This window comes from Leifsonia sp. McL0627 (assembly GCF_058244615.1).
In genome coordinates this window covers 603503-626553 of record NZ_JBZCGM010000006.1, presented here as the reverse complement: position 1 = coordinate 626553, position 23051 = coordinate 603503, and the positions used below count along the sequence as shown (strand labels likewise).

Here is a 23051-nt window from a genome sequence, read left to right as displayed (position 1 = left end):
GATGCGAGACCTCGAAAATCCCCGTGTGACGGGACGCCGAAAGGCGTTCATCGGCCTGCTTCTCGGCACGGCTGTCGCGGTGACGGCGGGTGCCGTTCCCGCCAACGCAGCGACGGTGGATGCGGTCGCAGCCGCTCCCGCCGCCGCCCCGGCCGCAGCTCCCGCCGCGGCTCCAGCCCCGGCCAAACTGACGAACCTCGCGCACCTCGACTGGCTGCAGGCCGACGTCCCGCTGCTCTCCGGCGTCGCCGGTCACACCACATACCGCCAGGCGGAGGAGCCGACCGCCCGTGCACCCTGGGTGTACGCGAACCGCAACGCCGACGGCTCCTTCACGCACGTCGGCGGCGGCCCCATCACGGATGCGGCCAAGGGCTGGTACGCCCAGGGCGCGTTCGACGCGGACGACATCTCCCGCGCCGCCGTCGTCTACCTGCGCGACTGGGCGCAGAACGGGACGGCCAGCAGCAAGCAGTCCGCCTACGAGCTGCTGCGCTCACTCACCTACCTCCAGACCACATCGGGGCCGAACGCCGGTGGCGTGGTGCTCTGGCAGCAGTCGGACGGCACCCTGAACCCGTCGGCCATCCCGGTCGAGCTGCCCAACCCGAGCGACTCGGCCGAGTCGTTCTGGCTGGCGCGCACCGTCTGGGCGCTCGGGGAGGGCTACGCAGGCTTCAAGGCCGCCGACCCCGCCTTCGCCTCGTTCCTCAAAGACCGGATGGACCTTTCCATCGCCGCCCTGCAGCGCCAGTCGCTGTCGAAATACGGCGCGACGGAGCAGGCCAACGGCGTCACGGTGCCCGCCTGGCTGATCGTCGGAAGCGCGAGTGCCACCTCGGAGGCCGTGCTCGGACTGAGTGCGTACGTGAAGGCGGCGCCGGACGACCGGGCCGCAGCTACCGCGCTCAGCCGGTATTCGGAGGGAATCGCGAAGCTCGCCAGCGGCGGTACAGGCCAGTGGCCGTTCGGCGCGCTGCTGCCCGAGGCCAACTCCCCCACCTTCTGGCACGCCTGGGGCGGGATGGAACCTGCTGCCCTTTCCCGCGCGGCGACCGTGCTCGGCCGCTCGGATCTGCAGTCGACCGCGGCGACGGACGCCGCACAGTTCACCGCTCAGCTCCTCGCCTCCGGAGGCCCGGACAACGGCTGGACCCCGACGCCCGCCGACACCACGCAGATCGCGTACGGCGTCGACTCCCGGCTGGAGGGCCTGCTCTCCGTCGCCGACGCGACCGGCGCCTCCGGGCTCACGCAGCTGGCCTCAGCGCAGGCCGCCTGGTACTTCGGCGCCAACCCGGCCGGCGTCCCGGTCTACGACCCGGCGACCGGCGTGTGCGTCGACGGCATCAACGCCGACAAGACCGTCAACCGCAACTGCGGCGCCGAGTCCGTCATCCACACCGAGCTGTCCATGCTGGCACTGGATGCGCATCCCGCTGTCGCAGCACAGGCCACGGCCCTCACCCGCACCACCGCCACGGACGGCCTCACGGTCGTCGAGGCGGAGAGCGGGGCGCTGACCGGTTCGGCGACCGTCGTCACCCCGCCGTCGGCGTGGACCGGGTCGGCCAACTGGTCGGGCGGCAAGTACGTCGCCGCGAAGGCGGGAGACACGATCACGCTGACGCTTCCGGCCGGGCACCCGGCCGCGACCATCCTGCCGATCGCCGACCTCGGCTCCGGCGGAGCGGGGAAGACCATCTGGACCGCCACCGCTGGAAAGATCACCCTGCCGATCGGGACGACCGCCAACGCCGCGTCCGGCGCCCAGGGCATCGCGCCGACCACCGTGTACCTCAAGCCGCAGACCCTGCCGATCCCCGTCCTGCCGGCTGTCAGCACCATCACGGCGCGGGTCGGCGGGACCGCGAGCATCGACGCCGTGCTCGTGCAGCCGGTGGTCTCGCACCTGGGGCTGGCCGGAGCATCCACTGGTCTCGACGTGTACGTGAACGGAACGAAGCTGCCGACGCTGAAGAAGATCGACGGCACAGGTCCCGTCACGGTGACCAGATTCGACAAGACGGGACGCCAGGTCGGCTCCCCCGCCAAGCTCGGCGGCCACGCGATCGTCGTGGTCGAGGCCGGCGGGTTCACCACGGTGGTTCCGCGATGAGTCCGGTCACGATCAACGATGTCGCCCGCGCGGCGGGCGTCAGCAAGGGACTCGTCTCCCTCGCGCTGAACGACCGCCGCGGGGTCGCCCCGGAGACGCGCGACCGCATCCTGGAAGCGGCCCGCGAGCTGGGCTGGAGCCCGAACCCGAGCGCCAGGGGGCTCAGCACCAAGCGCGCGTACGCCCTCGGCCTGATCCTGCGGCGCGACCCGCGCACCATCGAGGTCGACCCGTTCTTCGCCGCGTTCATCGCGGGCGTCGAGACGGTGCTCTCCGAGCGCGGCCAGGTGCTCGTGCTCACCGTCGTGCCGGACGAGGAGGCGGAGTCGCGGGCGTACTCCCGGCTCGCCGCCGACAAACGTGTCGACGGATTCCTGCTCACCGACCTGCTCGACGACGACGCGCGCATCCCGCTCATCGACGGGCTCGGGATGCAGGCGGTCTCGCTCGGCCAGCCGACCACCGGCACGCCGTTCCCCGTCATCACCCGCGACTACGACGCCGGCATCGACGAGCTCGTCGCCCACCTGGTCGGGCTCGGGCACCGCAGAATCGTGCACGTCTCCGGCGACGAGCGGATGCTGCACGGCCGGAAACGCCGCGAGCGCTACGAGCACGCGATGCGCGCCGCGGGACTCGACCCCGTCGTCGTCGCCACGGACTTCTCTCCCGAGCAGGGCGCAGAGGCCACTAAGGCACTGCTCGACAGCGCCGACCCCGCCGACCGCCCGACCGCGATCATCTACGGCAACGACCCGATGGCCATCGCCGGGATGGGCGTCGCGCACGAACGGGGCCTCCGGCTCCCCCACGATCTCTCGATCACCGGCCTCGACGGCTCGCAGATCGGGACGTATGTGTACCCCTCCTTGACCACCCTCGACAACGACCCGACCGGATGGGGCATCGCCGCCGCCACCGCATTGCTGCGGCTGGTGGAGAACGGCGAACCGGCCGACGTCGCCCTGCCCCCTGCACGGCTCGTCGTGCGAGCGTCCACCGCGGCGCCCGCCGGCGACTGATCCACACGAAGGAAAGAACAGCATGCAACGACGCAGGATATTCGTCAGTATCGTCATGGCCGGAGCCCTCGCGGGCGCTCTCGCGGCCTGCGGCTCCAGTGGAGGCGGCTCCAGCGACGCCATGAAGGCGCACGGACCCATCACCATCTGGTACTCCAACAATGCGCAGGAGGTGCAGTGGGGCAAGGCGATGGTCGCCTCCTGGAACTCGGCGCATCCGAAGGAGACCATCAAGGCGCAGGAGGTTCCCGCCGGTAAGAGCACCGAGGAGGTGCTGGGCGCCGCCATCACGGCGGGCACGACGCCCTGCCTGGTGTTCAACAACCTGCCGGCCGTCACCGGCCAGTTCGAGAAGCAGGGCGGCCTCGTCGACCTGTCGAAGTTCTCCGACGGCAACTCGTACATCCAGGCCCGCAGCGGAAGCGCGGCCGACCAGTACAAGTCCCCGAACGGCGACTTTTACCAGATGCCGTGGAAGCAGAACCCGGTGATGATCTTCTACAACAAGGACATCTTCGCCAAAGCCGGTCTCGACCCGAACAACCCCGACCTGTCCACGTACGCGTCGTTCCTCGACGCGGCCAAGAAGGTCACCGCCAGCGGGGCAGCGCAGTACGCCATCTACCCGGCGCCGACGAGCGAGTTCTTCCAGCCGAACTTCGACTACCTGCCGCTGCTGGCAGCGCAGACCGGAGGCAAGGGGCTGATCGAGAACGGCAAGGCCACGATCGACAGCCAGGACGGCCTGGACGTCGCGAACTTCTGGAAGCAGGTCTACTCCGACGGCCTCGCGGGCAAGGAGCAGTTCCAGGGTGACGCGTTCGCCGAGGGCAAGGCGGCGATGGCCATCGTCGGCCCGTGGGCCATCGCGTACTACGGAGACAAGGTGAAGTGGGGCTCGGTGCCCGTCCCGACCAAGGACGGCATCGCGGCCGACAAGACGTACACCTTCCCCGACGCGAAGAACGTCGGCATGTACACCTCGTGCAAGAACCAGGGCACGGCGTGGGATGTCCTCAAGTACGCCACGAGCAAGGACCAGGACAACAAGCTCCTGAACGTCACCGGCCAGATGCCGATCCGTGACAACCTCGCCTCGGTCTACGCCGACTACTTCACCGCCCACCCGGCGTACAAGGAGTTCGGCGCCCAGTCCGCCCGCACGGTCGACGACCCGTCCGGTCCGAACACCGTCGCGCAGCTGCAGGCGCTCCGGGATGCGTACACCAAGTCCGTGATCTCGGGGTCCGGCACCGTGGACGACGCGTTCAAGACGGCAGCCGACAAGATCACCAAGCTGCAGACGCAGAAGTAGCGACATGTCCACCATCCGAACCACCCGGGCGGCCGGGGGCGGCGACGCCCCCGCCGCCGGGCGGCGCCCCGGCGGGCGCAGCCCGAACCAGGCCAGAAAGCCGCTGCTGCAGCGCATCTTCGGACGCAACCCGCTCGGCTGGCTGTTCAGTGCACCGTATCTGGTGTTCGTGATCGTGATCTTCGCGTATCCCCTGCTGTTCGCGATCTACATGTCGTTCTTCGACTACTTCTTCGCGGCCCCAGGAGCGACCGTCGATCGTCCGTTCGTCGGCCTCGACAACTACGTCAACGCGTTCACCGACCCGGCCGTGCTGCAGTCGTTCGCGAACGTCGGCATCTTCCTGGTGATCAACGTGCCGTTGACGGTCGTCCTCAGCATCGTGCTGGCGAGCGGCCTGAACAGCATCAAGCGGTTTCGAACGTTCCTGAGGGTCAGCTACTACGTGCCGTACGTCACGGCGTCCGTCGCGATCATCGGTGTCTGGCTGTTCCTGTTCAATCAGGACGGCCTGGTCAACCAGATCCTCGGTCCGCTGGCCCCGAACCCCAGCTGGTTCGTGAACCCGACCCTCGCGATGCCGATGATCGCGATCTACGTCACCTGGAAGCAGCTCGGCTTCTACATCCTGCTCTACCTGGCCGCGCTCCAGAACGTGCCGACCGAGCTCTACGAGTCCGCGTCGACCGACGGAGCAGGCCGCGTCCGGCAGTTCTTCTCGGTGACCGTCCCCGGGGTGCGCCCGGCGACCGTCCTGGTGCTGCTGCTGTCGACCATCGTCGGAGCGAACCTGTTCACAGAGCCGTATCTGCTGACAGGAGGCGGTGGGCCGAACGGCGCATCCACCTCCCCGGTGCTGCTGATCTATCAGCAGGGCATCCAGCAGGGCCACCCCGGATACGCGGCCGCCATCGGCATCGTCCTGGTGGTGCTCGTGCTCATCATCGCTTTCTTGCAGAACCGATTCGCGGGAGACCGAGACTCATGACCACGACAGCAACGCCGGGCACACCGGCCACCCCCGCGACACCGGCGCCGTCCGGCAGGGCGGCACGCAAGCGCCGCAAGGCCGACCTGTCGTCGCCGCGACAACTCAGCCGCGGGCAGGCGATCCTGCAGGGCGTCGTGCTCACCATCGGCGCGATCGCGTTCCTGTTCCCCTTCTATTACATGGTCGTCGGATCGCTGCAGGCGTCCCCGGACACGACCGTCGCCGGCGCCTTCCCGACGCCGGGCAACCTGACGCTGAACAACTACGTCAACATCAACTCGCGCATCAACCTGTGGAGCGGGCTCGCCAGCTCGGGCATCTTCACCGGCGGCGTGCTGCTGTGCACCGTGGTATTCGGGCTGCTCGCGGGCTACGCGCTCTCCATCCTGCAGTGGCGGGGTCGCGGCGTGACGTTCGCGCTCGCACTGCTCGTGCAGGTGGTGCCGTTCCAGCTGCTGATGGTGCCGCTCTACGTGCTCATTGCACGCAACTACGGTCTCGCGGACAACTATCTCGGGATGATCCTGCCGTTCGCCATCAACTCGACGGCGGTGCTGATCTTCCGGCAGTACTTCCTGCAGATCCCGAAGGAGCTGTTCGACGCCGCCAGGATCGACGGAGCCGGCGAGTTCATGATCCTGCGACGGGTTGCCCTCCCGCTGGTGCGCCCGGCGCTCGTGACAGTGCTGCTGCTGACCTTCATCGGGCCGTGGAACGAGTTCCTCTGGCCGTTCCTGATCACCAAGGAGCAGACGATGCAGCCGCTCGCGGTCTCGCTGGCGAACTACATCAGCACCGTCGCGGCGTCGACCACGAACCCGTACGGCGCGATCCTCGCCGGAGCCGTCGTGCTCGCTGCGCCCGTGGTGGTGCTGTTCATCGTGTTCCAGCGGTACTTCACCTCGACGGACATCGGGTCCGGCGTGAAGGGCTGACACCCGGCGGCCGCCTCGCCTGTTCCACCCGCCCATCCCCTTTCCGACCAAGGAGATCCATCCCGTGAAAGCCGTCGACACCGACGACCTCCGTGCCAGCCTCGCCGAGGCCCTCACGCACACCAATGCGCTCACCGACCGCATCTCGACCGACCAGTTCTCTGCCGCGTACCCCGCGCATCCATCGTGGGCGATCGGACCGTTCGCCCGGGATGCGTCGCTCACCTTCCGGCTCGACGGCCAGTGGCACGATCCCACCGGCATCGGCTGGACCAGCGACTCGATCTTCAACCCCACCGTGATCGAGCGCGACGGGGAGCTGCACCTGTTCTACCGCGCGTCGCCGCGCAAGGAGTCGACGGCCAGCCGCATCGGCCACGCGGTCCGCTCCGGAGGGGTCTGGGTCGACTCGCCGGCCAACCCGGTGATCTACCCGACCCTGGAGAACGAGGCGCTCGGCTGCGAAGACCCCAAGGTCTACGCGGTCGACGGCGGGTACGTGCTGTTCTACAACGCGATCAGGCGCACGGCAGCAGGCGAGGTCGCATGCGACATCATGGTCGCCACCTCCGCCGACCTCGAGACGTGGGAGAAGCGCGGGCTCGCCGTGCCGCTCGATGTCTCGCAGGACTGGGCGAAAGGCGCGGTGGTGCCCCGGGATGCGCGGGGCGCCGCCGTGCGGATCGGCGGCGAGTACCTGATGTTCCTCTCCGAGGGCTGCGGAGGCCGCCCGATGGTCGGCCACTCCGACGACCTCGTGCACTGGACGTTCGCCGAGCAGCCCTACCTCGACCTGACGCCGCTCGGCGGCTCGCTGCACGAGGTGGCCTGCGCGGTGGTGGACGGGGACGACCTCGTCCTGGACTTCTTCTACGCCGACGAGAACGGCGACTTCGCCGCCGCCCAGGCGCTCTACTCCCCGTCCGACCCGTACACGCAGCTCGCCGTGAACCGCGGAGGATCGCTCGCCTGGGGCGGCCTGCAGAAGCTCGACGGCGACTGGACGTTCGCCCAGGGCTGGGACGCCCCGCCCGGCTCCCGCGAGATGTACTTCTACCGAACCACCGACCGACCAGCAGCAGAGGAGGAAGCATGAGCTCCCCCGACGACTTCCCATACGCCCTCAGCAGAGCAGGCGTGATCATGACCCCGGAGCCCGGCAACCCGCTGGAGACCGAAGGGGTGCTGAACCCGGCCACCGGCCACACCCCGGACGGCACCCTGTACCTGCTGCCGAGGCTCGTCGCCGACGGCAACGTGTCCCGCGTCGGGCTCGCCCGCGTGGAGCTGGAGGACGGTGTGCCGGTCGGCGTCACCCGCGAGGCCGTCGTGCTGGAACCAGAGCGCGAGTGGGAGTCCGGCGCGAACAACGCCGGGGTCGAGGACCCGCGCGTCACGTTCATCCCGAGCCTGGGGCTGCACGTGATGACCTACGTGGCGTTCGGTCCGCTCGGCCCGCGGACGGCCGTCGCGGTCTCCGAAGACCTGCGCGACTGGCAGCGGCTCGGGCCGGTGACGTTCGAGTACGACGACGCGCTCGGGGTGGACCTCGGGCTCTACCACAACAAAGACACGGTGTTCTTCCCCGAGCCCGTGACGGCGCCGGACGGCCGGCTCTGCCTCGCCGTGCTGCACCGCCCGGTCTGGGAACTCGGCGAGGTGCGGCCGGGCGAGGGCAACCGGCCGCCCGCCACCGTGCCGGACCCGCGCCCGAGCATCTGGATCGCGTTCCTCCCGCTGGACGCCGTGCTGGCCGACCGCCGCGAGCTCGCCCGGTGGCGCGGCAACCGGTTCCTGGCCGGGCCGGAGCATCCCTTCGAGGAGCTGAAGATCGGGGCAGGTCCGGCGCCGATCCGCGTGCCAGAAGGCTGGCTGCTGCTTCACCACGGCGTCACCGGCGTGATCGTCAACTCGCTGGCCCAGCAGCAGAACGTCAACTACGGAGCGGGCGCGATGATCCTCGACGGCGACGAGCCGTGGAAGGTGCTCGACCGCACAGACGCTCCCCTGCTCGCTGCGGAGACCGAGGACGAGCGCAGCGGAATCGTGCCGAACGTCGTCTTCCCGACCGCGATCGAGGAGATCGACGGTCAGCGTTTCGTCTTCTACGGGATGGCCGACTCCAAGATCGGCGTCGCCCGCCTCCTCCGCCGCACTCAGGACAGCTGACGGGGATCGAGTGGTCCCGAATTGCCGTGCGGAATCTTCCCGCACGGCAATTCGGGACCACTCGTTCGGGGTGGCGGGCTTCCCTCGGCGCTCCGGGCGGCGCAGAGTGGACGTATGAACATCGCATTCCTCGGGCTCGGCCGCATGGGCCGGGAGCTCGTCCCCCACCTCATCGACGCCGGCCACCGCGTGACGGTGTGGAATCGCTCGCCGGAGCCCGCGCAGGCCATGGGCCGGCGCGGCGCGCAGGTCGCGGCGTCCGCCGCCGAGGCCGTCGACGGCGCGGAGATCGTCGTCTCCGCACTGTTCGGGCCGGACGCCGTGCGCGAGGTGATCGTCGACGGCGAACTGCCGTTCGCATCCGGAGCGGTGTGGATCGACGTCACGACCGTCTCCCCCGCAGACGCCGCCTCGTTCGCCTCCTGGGCGAGCGGCGCCAGCATGAGCTATGTGCACTCGCCCGTGATCGGCTCGCTCGCGCCCGCACGGGCTGCCGCCCTCGGCGTCCTGATCGGCGGAGAGCACGACGCGGCCAGGAAGGCGCGCACCGTCGTCGCACTTTGGGCCGACCCCAACAAGCTCCGGATGCTCGACACGGCCGCGCAGGCGGCCACCGGCAAGCTCGTGGCGAACCTCGCCCTCGCCGTCACGTTCGAGGGGTTGGTGGAAGCGCTCCGGCTCGGCGGGTCCGGCGGCCTGAGCGCCGAGCAGGTGCTCGACACGCTCGGGATCACGGCGCTCGCGCCGATCGCGGCAATGAAGGGCGCGACGGTCACCTCCGGCGACTTCGACGACACCCAGTTCTCGGCGGCCCTCCTCGCGAAGGACACCCGCCTCATGCTGGAGACCTCCGACGACCCCCTCCCCGCAATCGCCCTGGTCTCCGCTTCGCTGGAGGAGGCCGTCGCCTCCGGCCACGGCGAGCAGGACTTCTCCGTCATCGCCGCCAAACGCACAGCGAGTGGTCCCGAATTGCCGTAGCGCGGAAAGCCGCGCGGCGATTCGGGACCACTCGATAGGCGTGAGGGAGGGGCCGGCTACAGGGTGACGGGCTGGCCGTCGGCGGCGGAGCGGCGCGCGGCGTCGGCCACGCGCAGCGTGCGCAGGCCGACCTGGCCGTCCGGGACGGCCGCGCGGCCGGTGCGCACGGCGTCGACGAACTCGGCCAGCATCAGCTCGTCGAGGTTGTCGCCGACACCCTCCCAGACCTGGCCGTCGACGGTCTGCCCCGCGACGTGCGGCGCGAACGGCGCGACGGTGACGTTGCCCTTGGTCCCGGTGATCTGCAGTGTGAGGCCACCCCAGGTCGGCGCGTTCTCCGGCACGGTCCAGGAGCAGTCGATCGTCGCGACGATGCCGCTCGGGTATGTCGCCGTGACCAGTCCGCCGGTCTCCACCCGCAGCGCGTCGGAGCCGTGCAGCAGGCGGTTCGAGACCGCGCGCACCGTCGTCGGCAGCTCGCCGAGCAGGTCGTCCAGCAGGTCTGCACAGTGCACGACGTGGTCGACGAGCGCGCCGCCTCCCGCGAGCTCCGGGTCGGTGAACCAGGCGCGGTCCGACGGCAGCTTGCCGTTGTTGGTGCCGCGGATGCCGACGATCTCGCCGAGCTGCCCGGCACGAACGCGCTCCCGCGCATCCACGAACGACGGCGCGAAGCGCACCGGATAGGCGGTCATCAGCGTGACGCCGGCACGCTCGGCGGCGTGGAGCATCGCGCGGCCGTCCTCGACCGTGGTCGCGAGCGGCTTCTCGCACAGGATGTGCGCACCGGCAGCGGCGGCGGCCTCGACCAGCCCGCGGTGCCTGGCGTTCTCCGCCGTCACGATCACGGCGTCCGGACCCCAGGCGAGCGCCGCCTCGTACGACTCGACGTACGTGACCCCGAGGGATGCGGCGAGCGCCTCCCCACGAAGCGCGGCATCCGGTGCGGCGGCCCCGTCAGGGTCGGTCACGATCAGGTCGATGTCATCACGGTCCGCGAGGAGCCGGCAGTAGCCGATCGCATGCGTGTGGGCGAACGACAGCACGGCGATCTTCAGCGGGCGGGTCACGGTCACTCCTGTTCCGCCGGTCATGCCCCGACGCTTTCTGTGAATACGACGCTCTCTGTGTATGCGGCGTTGGTGGCGAGCCCGGTCGCGGGGTCGAGGTCGACCGCGCGTCCGGTGCGGAGCGATTCTGCTGCGGCCTCCGCGATGGCGACGGCGCGGATGCCGTCCTCCGCCGACACCACCGCGTCGGTGTCGTCGGCGATCGCCCGCAGGAAGGCGGCGAGCTGCCGGGTGTACGGGCTGACCGCGGTGGTGGCGGGCGGCAGGTAGCCGTCTCCGGAGGCTCCGGCCGGGAAGTCGAGCGTGCTCGCCGTGTTCGTGCGCGAGTCGATCGCGAGCGTTCCGCGCGTCCCAGCGACGTCGGTGCTCGTGCGGAACACCGTGCCCTCCGGTCCCCAAGTGCCCTGCACGTGGCTGATCGCGCCACCCGCGTGGCTGAGGGTGACGTGCGCCGTGACGATGCCGGGCACGATGCCGTCGACGCTCGCCGGGCTCTGCACCGCATACACCTGGGTCACCTCGCCGGCGAGCCAGCGGGCCTGGTCGAGGTCGTGGATCATCTGGTCGAGGATGATCCCTCCCCCCGCGTTCTCGTCGAAGAACCACGATCCCGCCCGTGGGGCCTGGCCTCCTCGCACGAAGCGCAGCACAGCCGGTTCGCCGATCCTGCCGCCGTCCACCTGCCGCTTGACCTCGGCGTACTCGGGGAAGAAGCGCACGACGTGGGCGGGGAACAGCCGCACGCCCGCCGCCTCCGCCGCGTCGGCGATTTCGCGCGCCTCCGCAGCGGTCACCGAGAGCGGCTTCTCGCAGATGACGTGCTTGCCGGCGGCGATGGCGGCCAGCGCCAGCTCTTTGTGGCTGCTGCTCGACGTGACGATGTCGACGATGTCGCTCGCCGCGAGCAGCGAGTCCAGGTCGGGGGCGACGGCGAAGCTGTACTCGGCGGCCAGCGCCTCCGCGCCCTCGTGGGAGTAGACGGTGACCGGCACCTCCAGTGCCGCCCATCCGGTCGCGTGCACCTGGGAGATCCCGCCGGCGCCGATGAGGCCGACTCGGAGAGTTTTCACGTGGTTCTTTACTTTCTACTTCAGGCCGGAGAATGCGATGCCGTCGATGACGCGCTTCTGCATGATCAGGAACAGGATGAGCACCGGCGCCATGGCGAGGAGGCTGGCGGCGAGCAGGAGCGGGTAGTCGGGGATCGACCGCTGGCTGGTGAGCGTGGCGATACCCGCCGAGAGCGGCATCTGGGTCGAGTCCGTCGCGACGATGAGCGGCCAGAGCAGGTCGTTCCACGACGCGAGCACGGTGATGATCGCGAGGGCGGACAGGCCGGGCTTCGCGAGCGGCAGCATCACCTTCCAGAAAGTCTGGAAGTGGTTCGCGCCGTCGAGCCTGGCCGCCTCGGCCAGTTCGTCCGGCAGTCCCATGAAGAACTGCCGCATCAGGAAGGTGCCGAACGCGCTGAAGATGCCGGGGGCGGCGATGCCCGCGATCGTGTTCAGCCAGCCGAGCCCCTGCACGATCTGGTACTGCGGCAGCAGGTACACCTGCGGCGGCACCATCAGGATCGCGAGCACCAGGGCGAAGATCGTCCGCTTGAACGGGAACGACATCCTGGCGAACGCGTAGCCGGCCATCGAGCAGAGCAGCAGCTGGCCCACCGTGCGGATCACCGTGACGGCGACGGACACCCAGAGCTGGTTGAGGAACGGCAGCTGGTCGAAGACGTGCGCGAAGTTCTCCCAGTGCAGGGTGCCAGGCCACACCGACGGCGGCACCGACGTGACCTGCGCGTTGGTGGACAGCGACATCAGGATCTGCCAGAGGAACGGGAAGACCATCACGATGGAGCCGACGATCAGCACCACATGGGTCAGGCTCGTCCCGAGGCGTGCGCGGCCCGTCTTGGAGCCGACGACGACCGAGCTAGACATAGGTCACCCACTTCTTCTGCATCCGGAACTGGATGATCGTGAACACGCCGACGAGCAGCAGGATGGCCATGCCGACGGCGGCCGCGTATCCGTTGTCGCCGGTCTGCTGGTGCGCGAAGAACAGGTACACCATCGACTGGGTCTCGTTGATCGCAGGGTTCTGCGTGCCCATCAGGGCGTACAGCAGGTCGAACAGCTGGAATCCGGTGATCACGGTCATCACCGAGACGAAGAAGATCGACGGGCTGAGCAGCGGCACCGTGATCGAGAAGAACTGACGCATCCTGCTCGCACCGTCGAGCGACGACGCCTCGTACATCTCCGGCGGGATGCCCTTCATCCCGGCCGAGAGCACGATCAGGTTGAAGCCGAGCGAGATCCACATGCCGACCAGGCCGACGGCGAGCAGCGCGAACCACTCGGTCGAGAGCCAGTTCGGCCCCTTGATGCCGATCAGCGACAACGTGTAGTTGATGACGCCGAAGTCACCGTTGAAGATGATCCGCCAGACCATCGCGACGGCGGCGGGCATGGCGACGTACGGCAGGAAGAACGCGGTGCGGTACAGGGTGGCGAAGCGCAGCCCCGGCCGGTTCATCAGGGCCGCGAAGACCACGGCGAGCGGGATGCCGATGAGCAGGAAGCCGATGTAGACCAGCGTGTTGAGGATGGACCGCCAGAACGACGGGTCGGCCAGCATCGCCTGGTAGTTCGCCAGGCCGCTCCACGTCGCACCGCCGAAGACGCCCCACGTGGTGAAGCTGAAGTAGGCGTTGCGGAGGATCGGCCAGATGTAGAAGACGAGGACGCCGAACAGCAGCGGGCCGACGAACAGCGCCGCCCACAGCCATTCCTTCCGGTCGGTGCGTCGCTTGCGCGGTGCGGCCGGCCGGGTGGCGGGCGCCGTGGTCACGACGCCCGCCTCCTGGGTTGCGGTGGAGATGGACATTACTCTTTCGCGAGGTCCGCGTTCATCTCTTTGGCGAGCTCCTTGGCGACGTCGGCCACCGGGCGCTTACCGGAGAAGGCGTCGGGCAGCAGGTCGTTCTCCGCCTTGTTCCACGCCGCCGTGTTCTTCGAGATCGGGTACGGGTACGCGTAGTCGGCCGCTGCCTTCTCGAAGATGTTCAGGTCCCACGGCGCCGTCTTCACGAAGGCGTCCTGGGTTCCGTTGAACGCGGGGTTCGCCGCGCCCATCTCGGCCTGGGTCTGCGCGGCCTGCTTGCCGCCGAGGTAGTTCTGGAATGCCTGCGCTGCCGCCAGGTTCTTGGAGTCCTTGGCGACGACATTCGCGAGACCGTGGATGACCGTTGCCTGCTTCTCGCCCTTCGGCAGCGGTGCGAGGGCGATCGTGTCCTTGATCGGCGAGGCGAGCAGCTCGGAGTTGAGCCAGGTGCCGGACCAGATCATGGCGGACTTGCTGTTGATGAACCACTGGTCCTGCGGGGTGTCTGACAACTGCGACGGCGTCGGGGACGAGCCGTCGGCGACGAGGTCGCGCACGAACTGCAGCCCCTTGATCGCCGCTGCCGAGTCGTAGCCCGACTTCTTGCCGTCAGACGAGATGATGTCGCCACCGGCCTGCAGGATCGTGTTGTAGTAGACCTCCTGGCCGCCGTTCAGGCCGCTCGCGACGCCGTAGACGCCCTCGGCCTTCAGCTTGTCGGAGATCTGCTTGGCCTTCTGGTGGAATTCGTCCCAGGTCCAGTCGGCCGTCGGGTACGCGACGCCCGCCTTGTCGAAGACCGCCTTGTTGTAGAAGACGCCGATCGTGTCGAAGTCCTTCGGGGCTCCGAACTGCTTGCCCTCGTAGCTGTACAGCGTGTCGAGCGCCTTCGGGTAGTTCGCCGGGTCGATGCCCGAGCCGACCGGCTCCAGCAGCCCATTGGATGCGTACAGCTGGAAGTTCGGTCCGTTCATCCAGAAGACGTCCGGCAGGGTCTTCGACGATCCCTGCGTCTGCAGCTTGGTGAAGTAGTTCTGGTACGGGGTGATCTGCGAGGTCACCTTGATGTTCGGATACTCCTTGTTGAAGTCCTTGATCAGCGCCTCCATCGCGGGCTTCTGGTTGACGTCCCAGTATGCGTAGGAGATCGAAGCCGACAGATTATGATCGGCAGTGGCACCGGAGCTGCTTCCAGTGTTGGACGAGCATCCGGCCAGAAGGGCAGCGGCTGCAACCGCGGCCCCGGCGGCTAGTAGAGCTTTTCGCATTGGTTCTCCTTGAAATGTGAGTGTTGTTGTGGTGCCACCCTGGGCCGGCGATCAGTGGTCGTCGGCCCGGGGATTCCCCGTGGTCACACCAGCGTGGCCACGCGTGCATCGACGGCGGGAACGGCGATGGGCCGTGAACCGTCGCGGATGGAGTCTGTCGCCGCGACGGCTGTCGCCACCGCGTTGCGTGCTGCGACAGCGGACGTCTCCGTGCGGGAGCCGTCCCTGACGAACCGGACGAACTCGTCGACCGTCAGCCTGTCGGCGTCCCGGTGTCCCCGCTCGTCTCCGTTCACCCGGTATTCGGCGTCGCCGACCGGGTCGTAGGTGGTGCGCGTGTTCCACACGCGCACGATCGCGCCGTCGGTGTCGCCGAAGTTCTCCAGCCGGCCCTCGGTGCCGATCACCGTGTAGTTGCGCCAGTAGTCCGGCGTGTAGTGGCACTGCTGGTACGAGGCGTATACGCCGTTGTCGAGGCGCATGTTCACCATCGAGATGTCCTCGACGTCGATCACCGGGTTCAGCTCGGTCTGGCTGAGCGGCGGCCAGGCGTCGAGCGAGAACCAGTCGGGCATCGAGCGGTCGGAGTTGTCGCGCCGGTCGGCGATGTCGCCGTAGAGGCTGAGCCCGCCCATCCCGGTGACCAGCTCGGAGTATCCCCCGGCGAGCCAGTGGATGATATCGATGTCGTGCGCGCCCTTCTGCAGCAGCAGCCCGTTCGACTTGGCGCGCTCGGCGTGCCAGTCCTTGAAGTAGTAGTCGCCGCCGTTTCCGACGAAGTGCCGGCACCAGACGGCCTTGACCTCGCCGATGTCCCCGCGCCGGATGATGTCGCGCATCAGGGTGACGACCGCCATGTGCCGCATGTTGTGGCCGACGTACAGCTTGCTGCCGGTCTCCGCGGCGGCCGCGAGGATCGCGTCCGCGTCCTCCAGGCTGATCGCGAGCGGCTTCTCCAGGTAGACGGCGATGCCCGCGTTCAGCAGGTCGATGGCGATCTCGGCGTGCGTGTGGTCGGGAGACGTGACGAACGCGGCGTCCACGATGGCGGAACCGTGTGCATCCCGTGCTGCGATCAGCTGGCGGTGGTCGGAGAACGCAGTGATCTGCTCGCCGAAGCTCTCAATGCCCCTCGCCCTGGCTGCCTCGCTCGGGTCGGCGACGGCCACGACGACGCCCGCGCCGGATTCGACCGCGTGGGCGGCGATGTACGACCGCGCACCCACCCCGATCACTGCGAGCCTCAGCGGCGCCCCGGTGTCCTGCGAACTCATACTGCGATCCTCTCTGCGAGGGCTTTCGCCCCCGCCACGTCGATTTCCGGGTCCGGCACGTCCGCCGTCCCGTACACCCGCTCGGCCGACTGGCCGAAAGCGAGTGCGAGTGCTCCGAGCACGACGGACTCAGCGCCGAGCTCCGACTGGATGATGGTGGGGTGGATGGGCAACCGGATCTCGCGCATCACCGCCCTGCGCAGCGGTTCGAGCAGCGCCTCGCCCGCCCGGGAAAGACCGCCGCCGACCACGACCACGTCCGGGTCGATGGCCATCGTGAGCGTTGCGATGCCGGTGGCGAGGCCGCCGACGAACGACTCGATCTCCTCGCGCGCCCCCTCGTCGCCGTCCACGGCCATCCGGAACACCTCTTCGCCGGTGGCTGCGGAGTTCCAGCTGAGCTGACCGGTGGGGCTGACCTTCATCGAGAAGACGATCTCACCGACCTCGCCGGCGGCGGAGTGGGCGCCGCGGCGCAGCTTGCCGTCGATGATCAGGCCCATCGAGATGCGGTGGCCGAGGAAGAAGTACGCCGAGTCGTTGACCAGCCTGGATGCGCCCATCCGGTGCTCGGCGAGGGCGGCGAGTCGCATGTCGTTCTCGACCACCACCTCGCAGCCGAACTCCGCGCGCAGGTGGCCGGCGACGTCGACACCCTCCCAGTCCGGGAAGTTGCGGGAGACGATCAGCCTGCCGTCCTCCCCCACCAGACCGGAGACGGCGACCGTCATGGCAATCAGCTGCGACCTGTCGATGCCGTTGCTGTCGAGGCAGTCGGCGACGACCTTCAGGACGACGCTCATCCTGGTCGCCCCGAGGTACGACGGGTCGACCTCCTGCTCGGCCCACGCGACCATTTCACCGGCGAGATTCGCGACGGCGACGCGCATCCGGTGGATACCGATGTCGACGCCGACGAGGAAGCCGAGGTCTGCGGCGAAGTCGTAGAGGCGGGCGGGGCGTCCTGCGCCGCGTCCGCCGAGCGTGTGCTCGTCGATCTCGACGACCAGGCCGCGTTCACGCATGGTGGTCAAGGCGACCTCGACGGTCGGCCTGGACAGCCCGGTGCGAGAAGCGACCTGCGCGACGGTGCCGCGTCCGCTCTCCCGCAGGGCGAGAGCACAGCGTGCGGCGTTCGCAGCCCGCTGGCGCGAAGCGTCGGGCTCGTGGCCGCGTCCACCGAATACCATTCGTCGAAACTCCCGCTCGCTTACAATGAAACCCCGTTGCTTAATTGCTCGGGCTAGTACAGCACGCCCTGGATGCGGGCGTCAAGTGTCCAGGCGAATAGAAACAAAGTCGTTTACATATTGGAAACGATCGCCTCCGTCTCCCCGTGGCGCGACTTGTCGCGGGGAGCCCACTGGCAATACGCTCGGCACCAGTCGAACACCGAGCCGAGGAGGGCGTGATGCGCCTCACCAGACAAGCCCCACCACCGGCCACGACAGAGGAACCGCAGCCGTCGATGCTGCAGCGGAGCCCCCTGGCTCTGGGCTACATCGTCACCCTCGGCGCCGTCGGCGCGATCGTCACCGGATTCGCCCTGTACGGTCTGCGCTCGATCATCTTCATGGTCTTCCTCGCGCTGTTCGCCACGGTGGGCCTCGACCCGCTGATCCGCTGGTTCCAGCGCAGGCACATGTCCAGGGCCTGGGCGATCGTTACAGTGATCCTGATCCTGATCGCGGTCATCATCACCATCGTCTGGGTGGTGCTCCCCCTGGTGATCCAGCAGGTGCAGTTCCTGGTGACCACCATCCCGAAGGAGGTGGCGAACCTCAGGGAGCAGGGCTGGTTCGACCCCGCCAACGCATCCAGCAACGGCGTGCTCGGCGCCCTCGTCAACTGGGTGGCGTCCGAGGTCCAGAAGCCGGAGGTGTGGGCGTCGCTCGGCACCGGCCTGGTCGGCTTCGGCCTGTCGATCGTGAACGGCCTGACCTCCGGGTTCTTCATCGCGATCCTCACCATCTACTTCATCGCCACCTACGACGCGATGAAGGACGCCGCGTACAAGCTCGTCTCTGCCTCCCGTCGGCCGACGTTCATCAGCTATGCGGAGCGCATCCTGCGCAACTTCGGCAAGTACCTGTCCGGGATGGTGATCCTCGCGTTCTTCAACGCTCTCTACAGCGTGATCCTGCTGCTGCTCACCGGGGTGCCAGGCGCATTCCTGATCGGTATCCTCGCGTTCTTCATCACCCTCATCCCGCTGATCGGAACAGTGCTGACGACGGCGGCGATGACGGTGCTCGCGTTCATCCACTCCCCCGTGTCCGGCCTGTTCGTGCTGATCTTCATGCTGATCTACATGCAGGTCGAGGCATACATCCTCACGCCGAAGGTGATGGGCAAGGCCGTGCAGGTGCCGGGGTCGGTCGTGCTGATCTCCGCGCTCGCGGGCTCGACGCTGTTCGGGCTGCCGGGAGCGCTCGTCGCCATCCCGATCTCGGCGGGGATCATCCTGATCATCAAAGAGATCGTGATGCCGCGGAAAGAGCTGCGCTGAGCGCTACGTCCTGGTCGGCGACGGCAACGGCAACGGCGGCAGGTCGGCGACGAACAGGTCGCCCTCCTGCCCCAACGGCATCCGCTGCTCGATCGGGATCTCGTAGCGCTGCACGAACGCCGACGCCGTCAGCACCGACTGGCTGTCCTGCTTCGTCAGTTTGAAACCGTTCGGGTCGTCAGCACTGGTCGGCTCGAACCCGATCCGTTGCGCGTCGTCGTCGAACAGCAGCCGCAGGTGCGTGGCACCCGCCAGAAGCCTCGTCGCGGCCGCATTGAAGTGCACGCGCCCGTTCGGAAGGAAGCGCACGGTCGGAACCCCCCGGCCCGCGCTTGCCGTATTCTCGAACACCTCGAATGGCATGAACGCATTCTAACGCGTCATGACAAATTCTCACAGAGTTAATCCCTGGTCAGGGCTAGATCTTGCGGGCGCGACCGGCCGCCTCCCGAATCGCGTCGCCGGACACGTCGATGGACTGCTCGTCGATGCCGAACGCCGCCCACTGGCAGACCAGCCGCATGGTGCCGGCGGGCGGGAGCGGCCAGAGCCACAGGAAGGCGGTGTAGTTCCGGGACTCGTCCGACCCTCCGCCGCCCTGCTCGAACAGGTTCAGGACGTGGCCGTCCGGCCGCCATCCCTCGTCCTGGCCCCACAGGGGCGTCTCTCCGGAAATTGCCCGCCGGCCATCCGACAGCTCGACGCCGAGTCTCAGTCCCCCGTTGTTATCGCGCTTTCCCCAGTGGCGGAGTCCGTCGAGCTTCATCAGCAGGTCGCCCCACTCCTCGTCGTCCGCGTCCCCGCGCCGCAGCTTCCAGCCGAGCCGGAACACGGCGCCGTTCGAGTACGCCTCGATGCCCGCCAGATAGACCACAAGCTGTGGAGCGCTCGCGAGCACCACCGCCTGCGGCACGATACCGGGCAGCTCGTCCTCCGGGGCCTGCTGCCACTCCGGCGGCGTGTACCGCAGCTGGGCGGCCTCGGCCTCGATTGGCTCCGGCTCTGGAAAGAACCCCATGACACCACCCCTGTCGTCGTCGTCGTCCGCGACGAGACTACGCCCCCTATCGCCGCGCGGTCTGCTGAGCTATTCGGAGCTCTCTATGGACGCACTCCCCGCGTCCGGATGCTGACGCCATGAACCGTGCTCGTGCTCACGCCGGTCCAACTCATCCCGGATCGCCACGAAGAACCGATCGATCTCGCCGCGGCGCTGAACGAACAACAGCGTCTCCACGCCACGCATCCGACCGGTCACACCCAATTCGATCCGCGTGTGCGTCGCATCGACGGCCGTGAACCGGAGGTGCGGTTCGAAGAGCGCCCAACCGGCGGCCACCTGCACGTACGGATTCTGCAGGCTCGTGCCCCGCACCGCATCCCGCACGAAATCGCGCACCTCGTCCAGCGGGACCGGCACGATCACCTGAGGGATATGCCTCGGTGCAACCTCGTGCTTCCCACGTTCGTGCGGCTCGATCTCGCTCACATGCGCAGCATAGACCGACTCGTCCCCAGGCTTCCGGGGCGGTCACCGAGGGTCGGTGCTCAGAATCGCCATGAGGATGGAATCCACCCATTCCCCGTCCCAGTTGAGGGTGTCCCGTTGGCGGCCTTCTGTGATGAATCCGGCCTTTTCGTAGGAGCGCAGCGCGCGCGGGTTGAACGAGTACACGTCCAGCGAGATGCGATGCAGCCCGAGCTCGGTGAAGGCGTAGTCGAGCATCACGGTGGTCGCCTCCGTGCCGTAGCCGCTGCCTGGAAACCCGGGGAGGAGCGCGATCCGGAAGTTCATGGAGGCGTTCTCCTCGTCGAGCTCGTTCAGCACGAGCTCGCCGAGATAGTCGCCGGTCTCGCTGGCGATGATCGCCCAGTCTGTGCGGTCGTCCGCCGCTCCGATGGCGGCGAGATGGTCGGCGACGACGCTGCGGTCGAACGATCCGCGGGTGCCGGTCAGACGCAGCGTATCCGGATCGCTGAGGCCGCCCCACACGCTGTCCAGGTGTTGCGGGCCCAGCGGTTCGAGCCGGACCCTGGGTCCGTGGAGCACCGGCGTCCGGGTGAGGAGCGCACGGTTCAGGGTGGTCGCGGGCAGATCGGGCATTTCGAATCCAATGAGTGCGGGCGGTCGACGGACGCGCTCCCGGGACGAACGCTGAGAGCCGTCCAGGATATATGGCGATAGGTCGGCTTAGATGAGTATGAGCGGCCTTAACAGGACAACCGGTATGGTGTATCCCGTCCAATCCTGAAGGAATACACATAAATGCCTGCCGTCAACACCCGAACTGACATCTGGCGAATCGCACTCACCACGTGGATCGTCGTCGCCCTGACCTATGTCTTCCTTATCCCGGTCGGCAACAACGTGCTCCTCTACCCTCTACTGCTGTCGTTCGCGCTCATCGCAGGCGTGAACTTCCTGAAGCGTCGAGTGATGCCAGACAAGTCATTCATCTGGCCAGCTGCCCTCTGGGCAGCCTTCCTCATCGTCGGCATCGCGTCAGCCATTGCGCAAGACGCCGACTCATGGGCGCGCACGCTCGTCTTCTTCCTCATCTGGCCGGTCGCCTACGCCGTCATCATCGCCGGCTTCGACCGGCGAGTGGTCAAACTCATCTTCTGGGTCGGCGCGATCATCACCGTCGCGATCGGCGTGCTGTTCTACCTCGAGGGGCTTGTCGCCGCCGGTGTCCTGCCAGTCGGCAAACTGCCCGGATTCATCACTGCCCCGCTCACCCTCCGGCACATCACCGACGACAACGGAATGGTCGCGATGTCCGCAACCATCCTCCCGCCGCTGATCTGGTGGGGTGGCATGTGGCTTGCCTCCCTCTTCGTCGACCCGAAAGACGCCTACCTCCCGCCGCTTTGGCTCCGCGGGCTCGCCGCCACTCTCGCAATCACCGGAGCGTTCGTCTCCTGGCGCCGCGCAGTTGTCGTCATCATGATCGTCGCCCCCATCGTTGCGCTCGGCACCATGCTGGTGCTGAAGTTCAAGAACCCACGCACGGCCAGCCCACGAGTGAGTGTCCGCGGCCTGCTTGGGGTAGTCATCAGCTTCACCCTCGCTCTCGGACTCACACTCGCCGTCCAGCCCAGCCTCGGGTCCATGTTCACGTCCCTCGCAGGATCGTCGTCCGCAGCAGTCGTCGCCCCGAAGGCGGAGAACGCCCTCACTCAGGAGGACATCGCGAACCACGCGAACTCGCCTCGAACCGTCGCTGGCGATGACGCGCTCTCCGACAGAATCCGGAAGAACGAGAGTCAGTCACTGCTCTCTATGGACTCGCCCGCTCAGGCGATCTTCGGTCACGGGCTCGGCGCATCGTTCGACCGCGGCGGTATCGACCGCTCCATTCGCGCTTGGCAGACCGAACTGCAGTACCACGCGATCTTCTACTGGACGGGCATCATCGGCATCCTTTTGATGGTCGCGACGGTGATCGCATCACTGGGAGTGGTTCGCAAAGCGTTCCGGATGGCCGACGACCTGCGAGGAGCGCTGTTCATTGCGACAGTAGGTGCTGCGACGGTGCTGCTCGCCAACGCGACGAACCCGTACCTCCAGGCGCCCGGCCACATGTGGCCGCTATTCTTCCCGCTGATGATCGCGTCGGCCGTGTTCGTGGTGCGGAAGTCTGAGGTCGCGGCCGCGGGACCGCAAGCGCCTGCTCCGGTGAGCACTGTGCCGGACGTGTCGTCGTAAATCCGTGATCGCACCGGGCCGGAACTCCTCCCCTCTGAGAGGCGGACGGTCCCGGGTTAACCCTGCGTCGTCGGCGCGGCCCAGCGGAATCTGTCGACGATGGTACGCATCCGCGGTATGCGGGCGAAGAGCACGAAGGCGCCATAGCCAAGCGCTCCGCCGATGGTGTTGAAGATGAAGTCGTTGATGTCGGCGATGTGGCCGCCCCCGAGCGGGCCCTGCACGGCGAGTTGCGACAGCTCGATCGCCAGGCTTGCAGCCGCCGCAATCGACACGACCTTCGCCCAGGTCGGCCGGGCGAGGAGCAGCGGGATGAGCAGCCCCAATGGCGCGAACACCGCGATGTTCGTCAGGGCGTCCACCACCTCGTAGTCGAAGAACGGGATGAGGGCGACGTGCGGTGTCCACGGCTCGTGACTGTCTGGGCTGCTCAGGTAGATGGGGAAGATCGTGTTCCCGACGATGCCTGCGGCGTAGATGGAAAGCGCGGCGGCTACTGCCGCCCGCGCGAGCGTGAGTCGACGCCGCGCGTAGAGCCGCCAGACGAGCAGGCCGAAGAGAGCTATTCCGAGGGGGATGGCGACGGGCAGCGCGGAGACTTCTCCGAAGGGGTTGGGCACGCGCTCCACACTACGGCGCACGCCCGCACGCGAAAAAACCCGGCCAGATTGTTCATCTGACCGGGCTTTTCTTGCTGGTGCACCCCCTCGGACTTGAACCGAGAACCCACTGATTAAGAGTCAGTTGCTCTGCCGATTGAGCTAGAGGTGCGTTTTGTTCGGCGACCCGAACGAGGCTCAACA

Annotated in this window: 22 protein-coding genes and 1 tRNA gene; 10 read left to right on the top strand and 13 right to left on the bottom strand. The window is 67.8% G+C overall.

The genetic code is table 11. The annotated features are described in order from the left end of the window. The first annotated feature begins 25 nt into the window (after nt 1-25). The 8 genes from AC37TH_RS18965 (at nt 26) to AC37TH_RS18930 (ending at nt 9532) form a co-directional block, all read left to right on the top strand. On the top strand, nt 26-2119 hold the full coding sequence (locus AC37TH_RS18965) for a hypothetical protein (protein ID WP_490765891.1): 2094 nt from the start codon (nt 26-28) through the stop codon (nt 2117-2119). Further along, nucleotides 2116-3141 (top strand): LacI family DNA-binding transcriptional regulator, encoded by a 1026-nt coding sequence (locus AC37TH_RS18960; RefSeq protein ID WP_490765890.1) that lies wholly within the window; start codon nt 2116-2118, stop codon nt 3139-3141. The genes AC37TH_RS18965 and AC37TH_RS18960 overlap by 4 nt, the downstream gene beginning before the upstream one ends. Nucleotides 3142-3163: 22 nt before the next feature. After that, a complete protein-coding gene (locus AC37TH_RS18955; protein WP_490765889.1) occupies nt 3164-4456 on the top strand; it encodes an ABC transporter substrate-binding protein in 1293 nt (430 codons plus the stop codon). Between the two features lie 4 nt (nt 4457-4460). Further along, nucleotides 4461-5444, top strand: coding sequence for a carbohydrate ABC transporter permease (locus AC37TH_RS18950; RefSeq protein ID WP_490765888.1), 984 nt, complete (start codon nt 4461-4463; stop codon nt 5442-5444). Beyond that, the gene (locus tag AC37TH_RS18945; protein WP_490765887.1) at nt 5441-6382 is read left to right on the top strand and encodes a carbohydrate ABC transporter permease; all 942 of its coding nucleotides are present in this window, start codon (nt 5441-5443) and stop codon (nt 6380-6382) included. Before AC37TH_RS18950 ends, AC37TH_RS18945 begins: the two co-directional genes overlap by 4 nt. Nucleotides 6383-6446: 64 nt before the next feature. Next, nucleotides 6447-7478, top strand: coding sequence for a glycoside hydrolase family 130 protein (locus AC37TH_RS18940; protein WP_490765886.1), 1032 nt, complete (start codon nt 6447-6449; stop codon nt 7476-7478). Next, the gene (locus AC37TH_RS18935) at nt 7475-8551 is read left to right on the top strand and encodes a glycoside hydrolase family 130 protein (RefSeq protein ID WP_490765885.1); all 1077 of its coding nucleotides are present in this window, start codon (nt 7475-7477) and stop codon (nt 8549-8551) included. The genes AC37TH_RS18940 and AC37TH_RS18935 overlap by 4 nt, the downstream gene beginning before the upstream one ends. 114 nt (nt 8552-8665) lie before the next feature. Next, nucleotides 8666-9532 carry an NAD(P)-dependent oxidoreductase gene (locus AC37TH_RS18930; protein WP_490765884.1) on the top strand — a complete coding sequence of 289 codons (867 nt, stop codon included), beginning with the start codon at nt 8666-8668 and terminating at the stop codon, nt 9530-9532. 56 nt (nt 9533-9588) lie between these two features. Here the strand turns inward: AC37TH_RS18930 and AC37TH_RS18925 are convergent, their stop codons facing one another. From AC37TH_RS18925 to AC37TH_RS18895, 7 genes are all read right to left on the bottom strand, one after another. Then, nucleotides 9589-10626 (bottom strand): Gfo/Idh/MocA family protein, encoded by a 1038-nt coding sequence (locus AC37TH_RS18925; protein ID WP_490765883.1) that lies wholly within the window; start codon nt 10624-10626, stop codon nt 9589-9591. After that, complete coding sequence (locus AC37TH_RS18920) at nt 10623-11672, bottom strand: Gfo/Idh/MocA family protein (protein WP_490765882.1); 1050 nt, start codon at nt 11670-11672, stop codon at nt 10623-10625. The genes AC37TH_RS18925 and AC37TH_RS18920 overlap by 4 nt, the downstream gene beginning before the upstream one ends. 15 nt (nt 11673-11687) lie before the next feature. Then, nucleotides 11688-12542, bottom strand: a complete 855-nt coding sequence (locus AC37TH_RS18915) for a carbohydrate ABC transporter permease (RefSeq protein ID WP_490765881.1) — start codon at nt 12540-12542, stop codon at nt 11688-11690. Further along, complete coding sequence (locus AC37TH_RS18910; protein ID WP_490765880.1) at nt 12535-13491, bottom strand: carbohydrate ABC transporter permease; 957 nt, start codon at nt 13489-13491, stop codon at nt 12535-12537. The genes AC37TH_RS18915 and AC37TH_RS18910 overlap by 8 nt, the downstream gene beginning before the upstream one ends. Then, nucleotides 13491-14756, bottom strand: coding sequence for an ABC transporter substrate-binding protein (locus AC37TH_RS18905; protein WP_490765879.1), 1266 nt, complete (start codon nt 14754-14756; stop codon nt 13491-13493). The genes AC37TH_RS18910 and AC37TH_RS18905 overlap by 1 nt, the downstream gene beginning before the upstream one ends. Nucleotides 14757-14839: 83 nt before the next feature. Beyond that, the gene (locus tag AC37TH_RS18900) at nt 14840-16030 is read right to left on the bottom strand and encodes a Gfo/Idh/MocA family protein (RefSeq protein ID WP_490765878.1); all 1191 of its coding nucleotides are present in this window, start codon (nt 16028-16030) and stop codon (nt 14840-14842) included. Then, the gene (locus AC37TH_RS18895) at nt 16027-17220 is read right to left on the bottom strand and encodes an ROK family protein (RefSeq protein WP_490765877.1); all 1194 of its coding nucleotides are present in this window, start codon (nt 17218-17220) and stop codon (nt 16027-16029) included. The genes AC37TH_RS18900 and AC37TH_RS18895 overlap by 4 nt, the downstream gene beginning before the upstream one ends. A gap of 221 nt (nt 17221-17441) precedes the next feature. Between AC37TH_RS18895 and AC37TH_RS18890 the strand changes: the two genes are divergently transcribed. Continuing rightward, nucleotides 17442-18539, top strand: a complete 1098-nt coding sequence (locus tag AC37TH_RS18890; RefSeq protein ID WP_490765876.1) for an AI-2E family transporter — start codon at nt 17442-17444, stop codon at nt 18537-18539. 3 nt (nt 18540-18542) lie between these two features. On the opposite strand, the gene AC37TH_RS18885 is transcribed toward AC37TH_RS18890, so the two are convergent. The 4 genes from AC37TH_RS18885 to AC37TH_RS18870 all read right to left on the bottom strand — a co-directional run bounded on the left by AC37TH_RS18885 (nt 18543) and on the right by AC37TH_RS18870 (nt 20643). Next, entirely contained in the window at nt 18543-18902 is a 360-nt protein-coding gene (locus AC37TH_RS18885) for a hypothetical protein (protein WP_490765875.1), read from the bottom strand. 55 nt (nt 18903-18957) lie between these two features. Beyond that, nucleotides 18958-19557 (bottom strand): hypothetical protein, encoded by a 600-nt coding sequence (locus tag AC37TH_RS18880; protein WP_490765874.1) that lies wholly within the window; start codon nt 19555-19557, stop codon nt 18958-18960. A gap of 69 nt (nt 19558-19626) precedes the next feature. Next, a complete protein-coding gene (locus AC37TH_RS18875) occupies nt 19627-20028 on the bottom strand; it encodes a hypothetical protein (protein ID WP_490765873.1) in 402 nt (133 codons plus the stop codon). 42 nt (nt 20029-20070) lie between these two features. Next, nucleotides 20071-20643 (bottom strand): GNAT family N-acetyltransferase, encoded by a 573-nt coding sequence (locus AC37TH_RS18870; protein WP_490765872.1) that lies wholly within the window; start codon nt 20641-20643, stop codon nt 20071-20073. 162 nt (nt 20644-20805) lie between these two features. On the opposite strand from AC37TH_RS18870, the gene AC37TH_RS18865 reads away from it, so the two are divergent. After that, on the top strand, nt 20806-22248 hold the full coding sequence (locus tag AC37TH_RS18865; RefSeq protein WP_490765871.1) for a hypothetical protein: 1443 nt from the start codon (nt 20806-20808) through the stop codon (nt 22246-22248). Nucleotides 22249-22304: 56 nt separating this feature from the next. On the opposite strand, the gene AC37TH_RS18860 is transcribed toward AC37TH_RS18865, so the two are convergent. Together AC37TH_RS18860 and AC37TH_RS18855 are read right to left on the bottom strand one after the other, a co-directional pair. Beyond that, the gene (locus AC37TH_RS18860) at nt 22305-22868 is read right to left on the bottom strand and encodes a VanZ family protein (protein ID WP_490765870.1); all 564 of its coding nucleotides are present in this window, start codon (nt 22866-22868) and stop codon (nt 22305-22307) included. A 75-nt stretch (nt 22869-22943) separates the two neighbouring features. Then, nucleotides 22944-23019, bottom strand: a tRNA-Lys gene (locus AC37TH_RS18855). Nucleotides 23020-23051: the final 32 nt, after the last annotated feature.

What these genes read in the sequence shown, in the direction of transcription:
- AC37TH_RS18880 (WP_490765874.1), bottom strand. Translation starts at nt 19,557, where the DNA reads ATGGGGTTCTTTCCAGAGCCGGAGCCAATCGAGGCCGAGGCCGCCCAG.
- AC37TH_RS18870 (WP_490765872.1), bottom strand. Translation starts at nt 20,643, where the DNA reads ATGCCCGATCTGCCCGCGACCACCCTGAACCGTGCGCTCCTCACCCGG.
- AC37TH_RS18960 (WP_490765890.1), top strand. Translation starts at nt 2,116, where the DNA reads ATGAGTCCGGTCACGATCAACGATGTCGCCCGCGCGGCGGGCGTCAGC.
- AC37TH_RS18955 (WP_490765889.1), top strand. Translation starts at nt 3,164, where the DNA reads ATGCAACGACGCAGGATATTCGTCAGTATCGTCATGGCCGGAGCCCTC.
- AC37TH_RS18900 (WP_490765878.1), bottom strand. Translation starts at nt 16,030, where the DNA reads ATGAGTTCGCAGGACACCGGGGCGCCGCTGAGGCTCGCAGTGATCGGG.
- AC37TH_RS18905 (WP_490765879.1), bottom strand. Translation starts at nt 14,756, where the DNA reads ATGCGAAAAGCTCTACTAGCCGCCGGGGCCGCGGTTGCAGCCGCTGCC.
- AC37TH_RS18930 (WP_490765884.1), top strand. Translation starts at nt 8,666, where the DNA reads ATGAACATCGCATTCCTCGGGCTCGGCCGCATGGGCCGGGAGCTCGTC.
- AC37TH_RS18935 (WP_490765885.1), top strand. Translation starts at nt 7,475, where the DNA reads ATGAGCTCCCCCGACGACTTCCCATACGCCCTCAGCAGAGCAGGCGTG.
- AC37TH_RS18890 (WP_490765876.1), top strand. Translation starts at nt 17,442, where the DNA reads ATGCGCCTCACCAGACAAGCCCCACCACCGGCCACGACAGAGGAACCG.
- AC37TH_RS18950 (WP_490765888.1), top strand. Translation starts at nt 4,461, where the DNA reads ATGTCCACCATCCGAACCACCCGGGCGGCCGGGGGCGGCGACGCCCCC.
- AC37TH_RS18925 (WP_490765883.1), bottom strand. Translation starts at nt 10,626, where the DNA reads ATGACCGGCGGAACAGGAGTGACCGTGACCCGCCCGCTGAAGATCGCC.
- AC37TH_RS18865 (WP_490765871.1), top strand. Translation starts at nt 20,806, where the DNA reads ATGCCTGCCGTCAACACCCGAACTGACATCTGGCGAATCGCACTCACC.
- AC37TH_RS18945 (WP_490765887.1), top strand. Translation starts at nt 5,441, where the DNA reads ATGACCACGACAGCAACGCCGGGCACACCGGCCACCCCCGCGACACCG.
- AC37TH_RS18915 (WP_490765881.1), bottom strand. Translation starts at nt 12,542, where the DNA reads ATGTCTAGCTCGGTCGTCGTCGGCTCCAAGACGGGCCGCGCACGCCTC.
- AC37TH_RS18895 (WP_490765877.1), bottom strand. Translation starts at nt 17,220, where the DNA reads ATGGTATTCGGTGGACGCGGCCACGAGCCCGACGCTTCGCGCCAGCGG.
- AC37TH_RS18910 (WP_490765880.1), bottom strand. Translation starts at nt 13,491, where the DNA reads ATGTCCATCTCCACCGCAACCCAGGAGGCGGGCGTCGTGACCACGGCG.
- AC37TH_RS18885 (WP_490765875.1), bottom strand. Translation starts at nt 18,902, where the DNA reads ATGCCATTCGAGGTGTTCGAGAATACGGCAAGCGCGGGCCGGGGGGTT.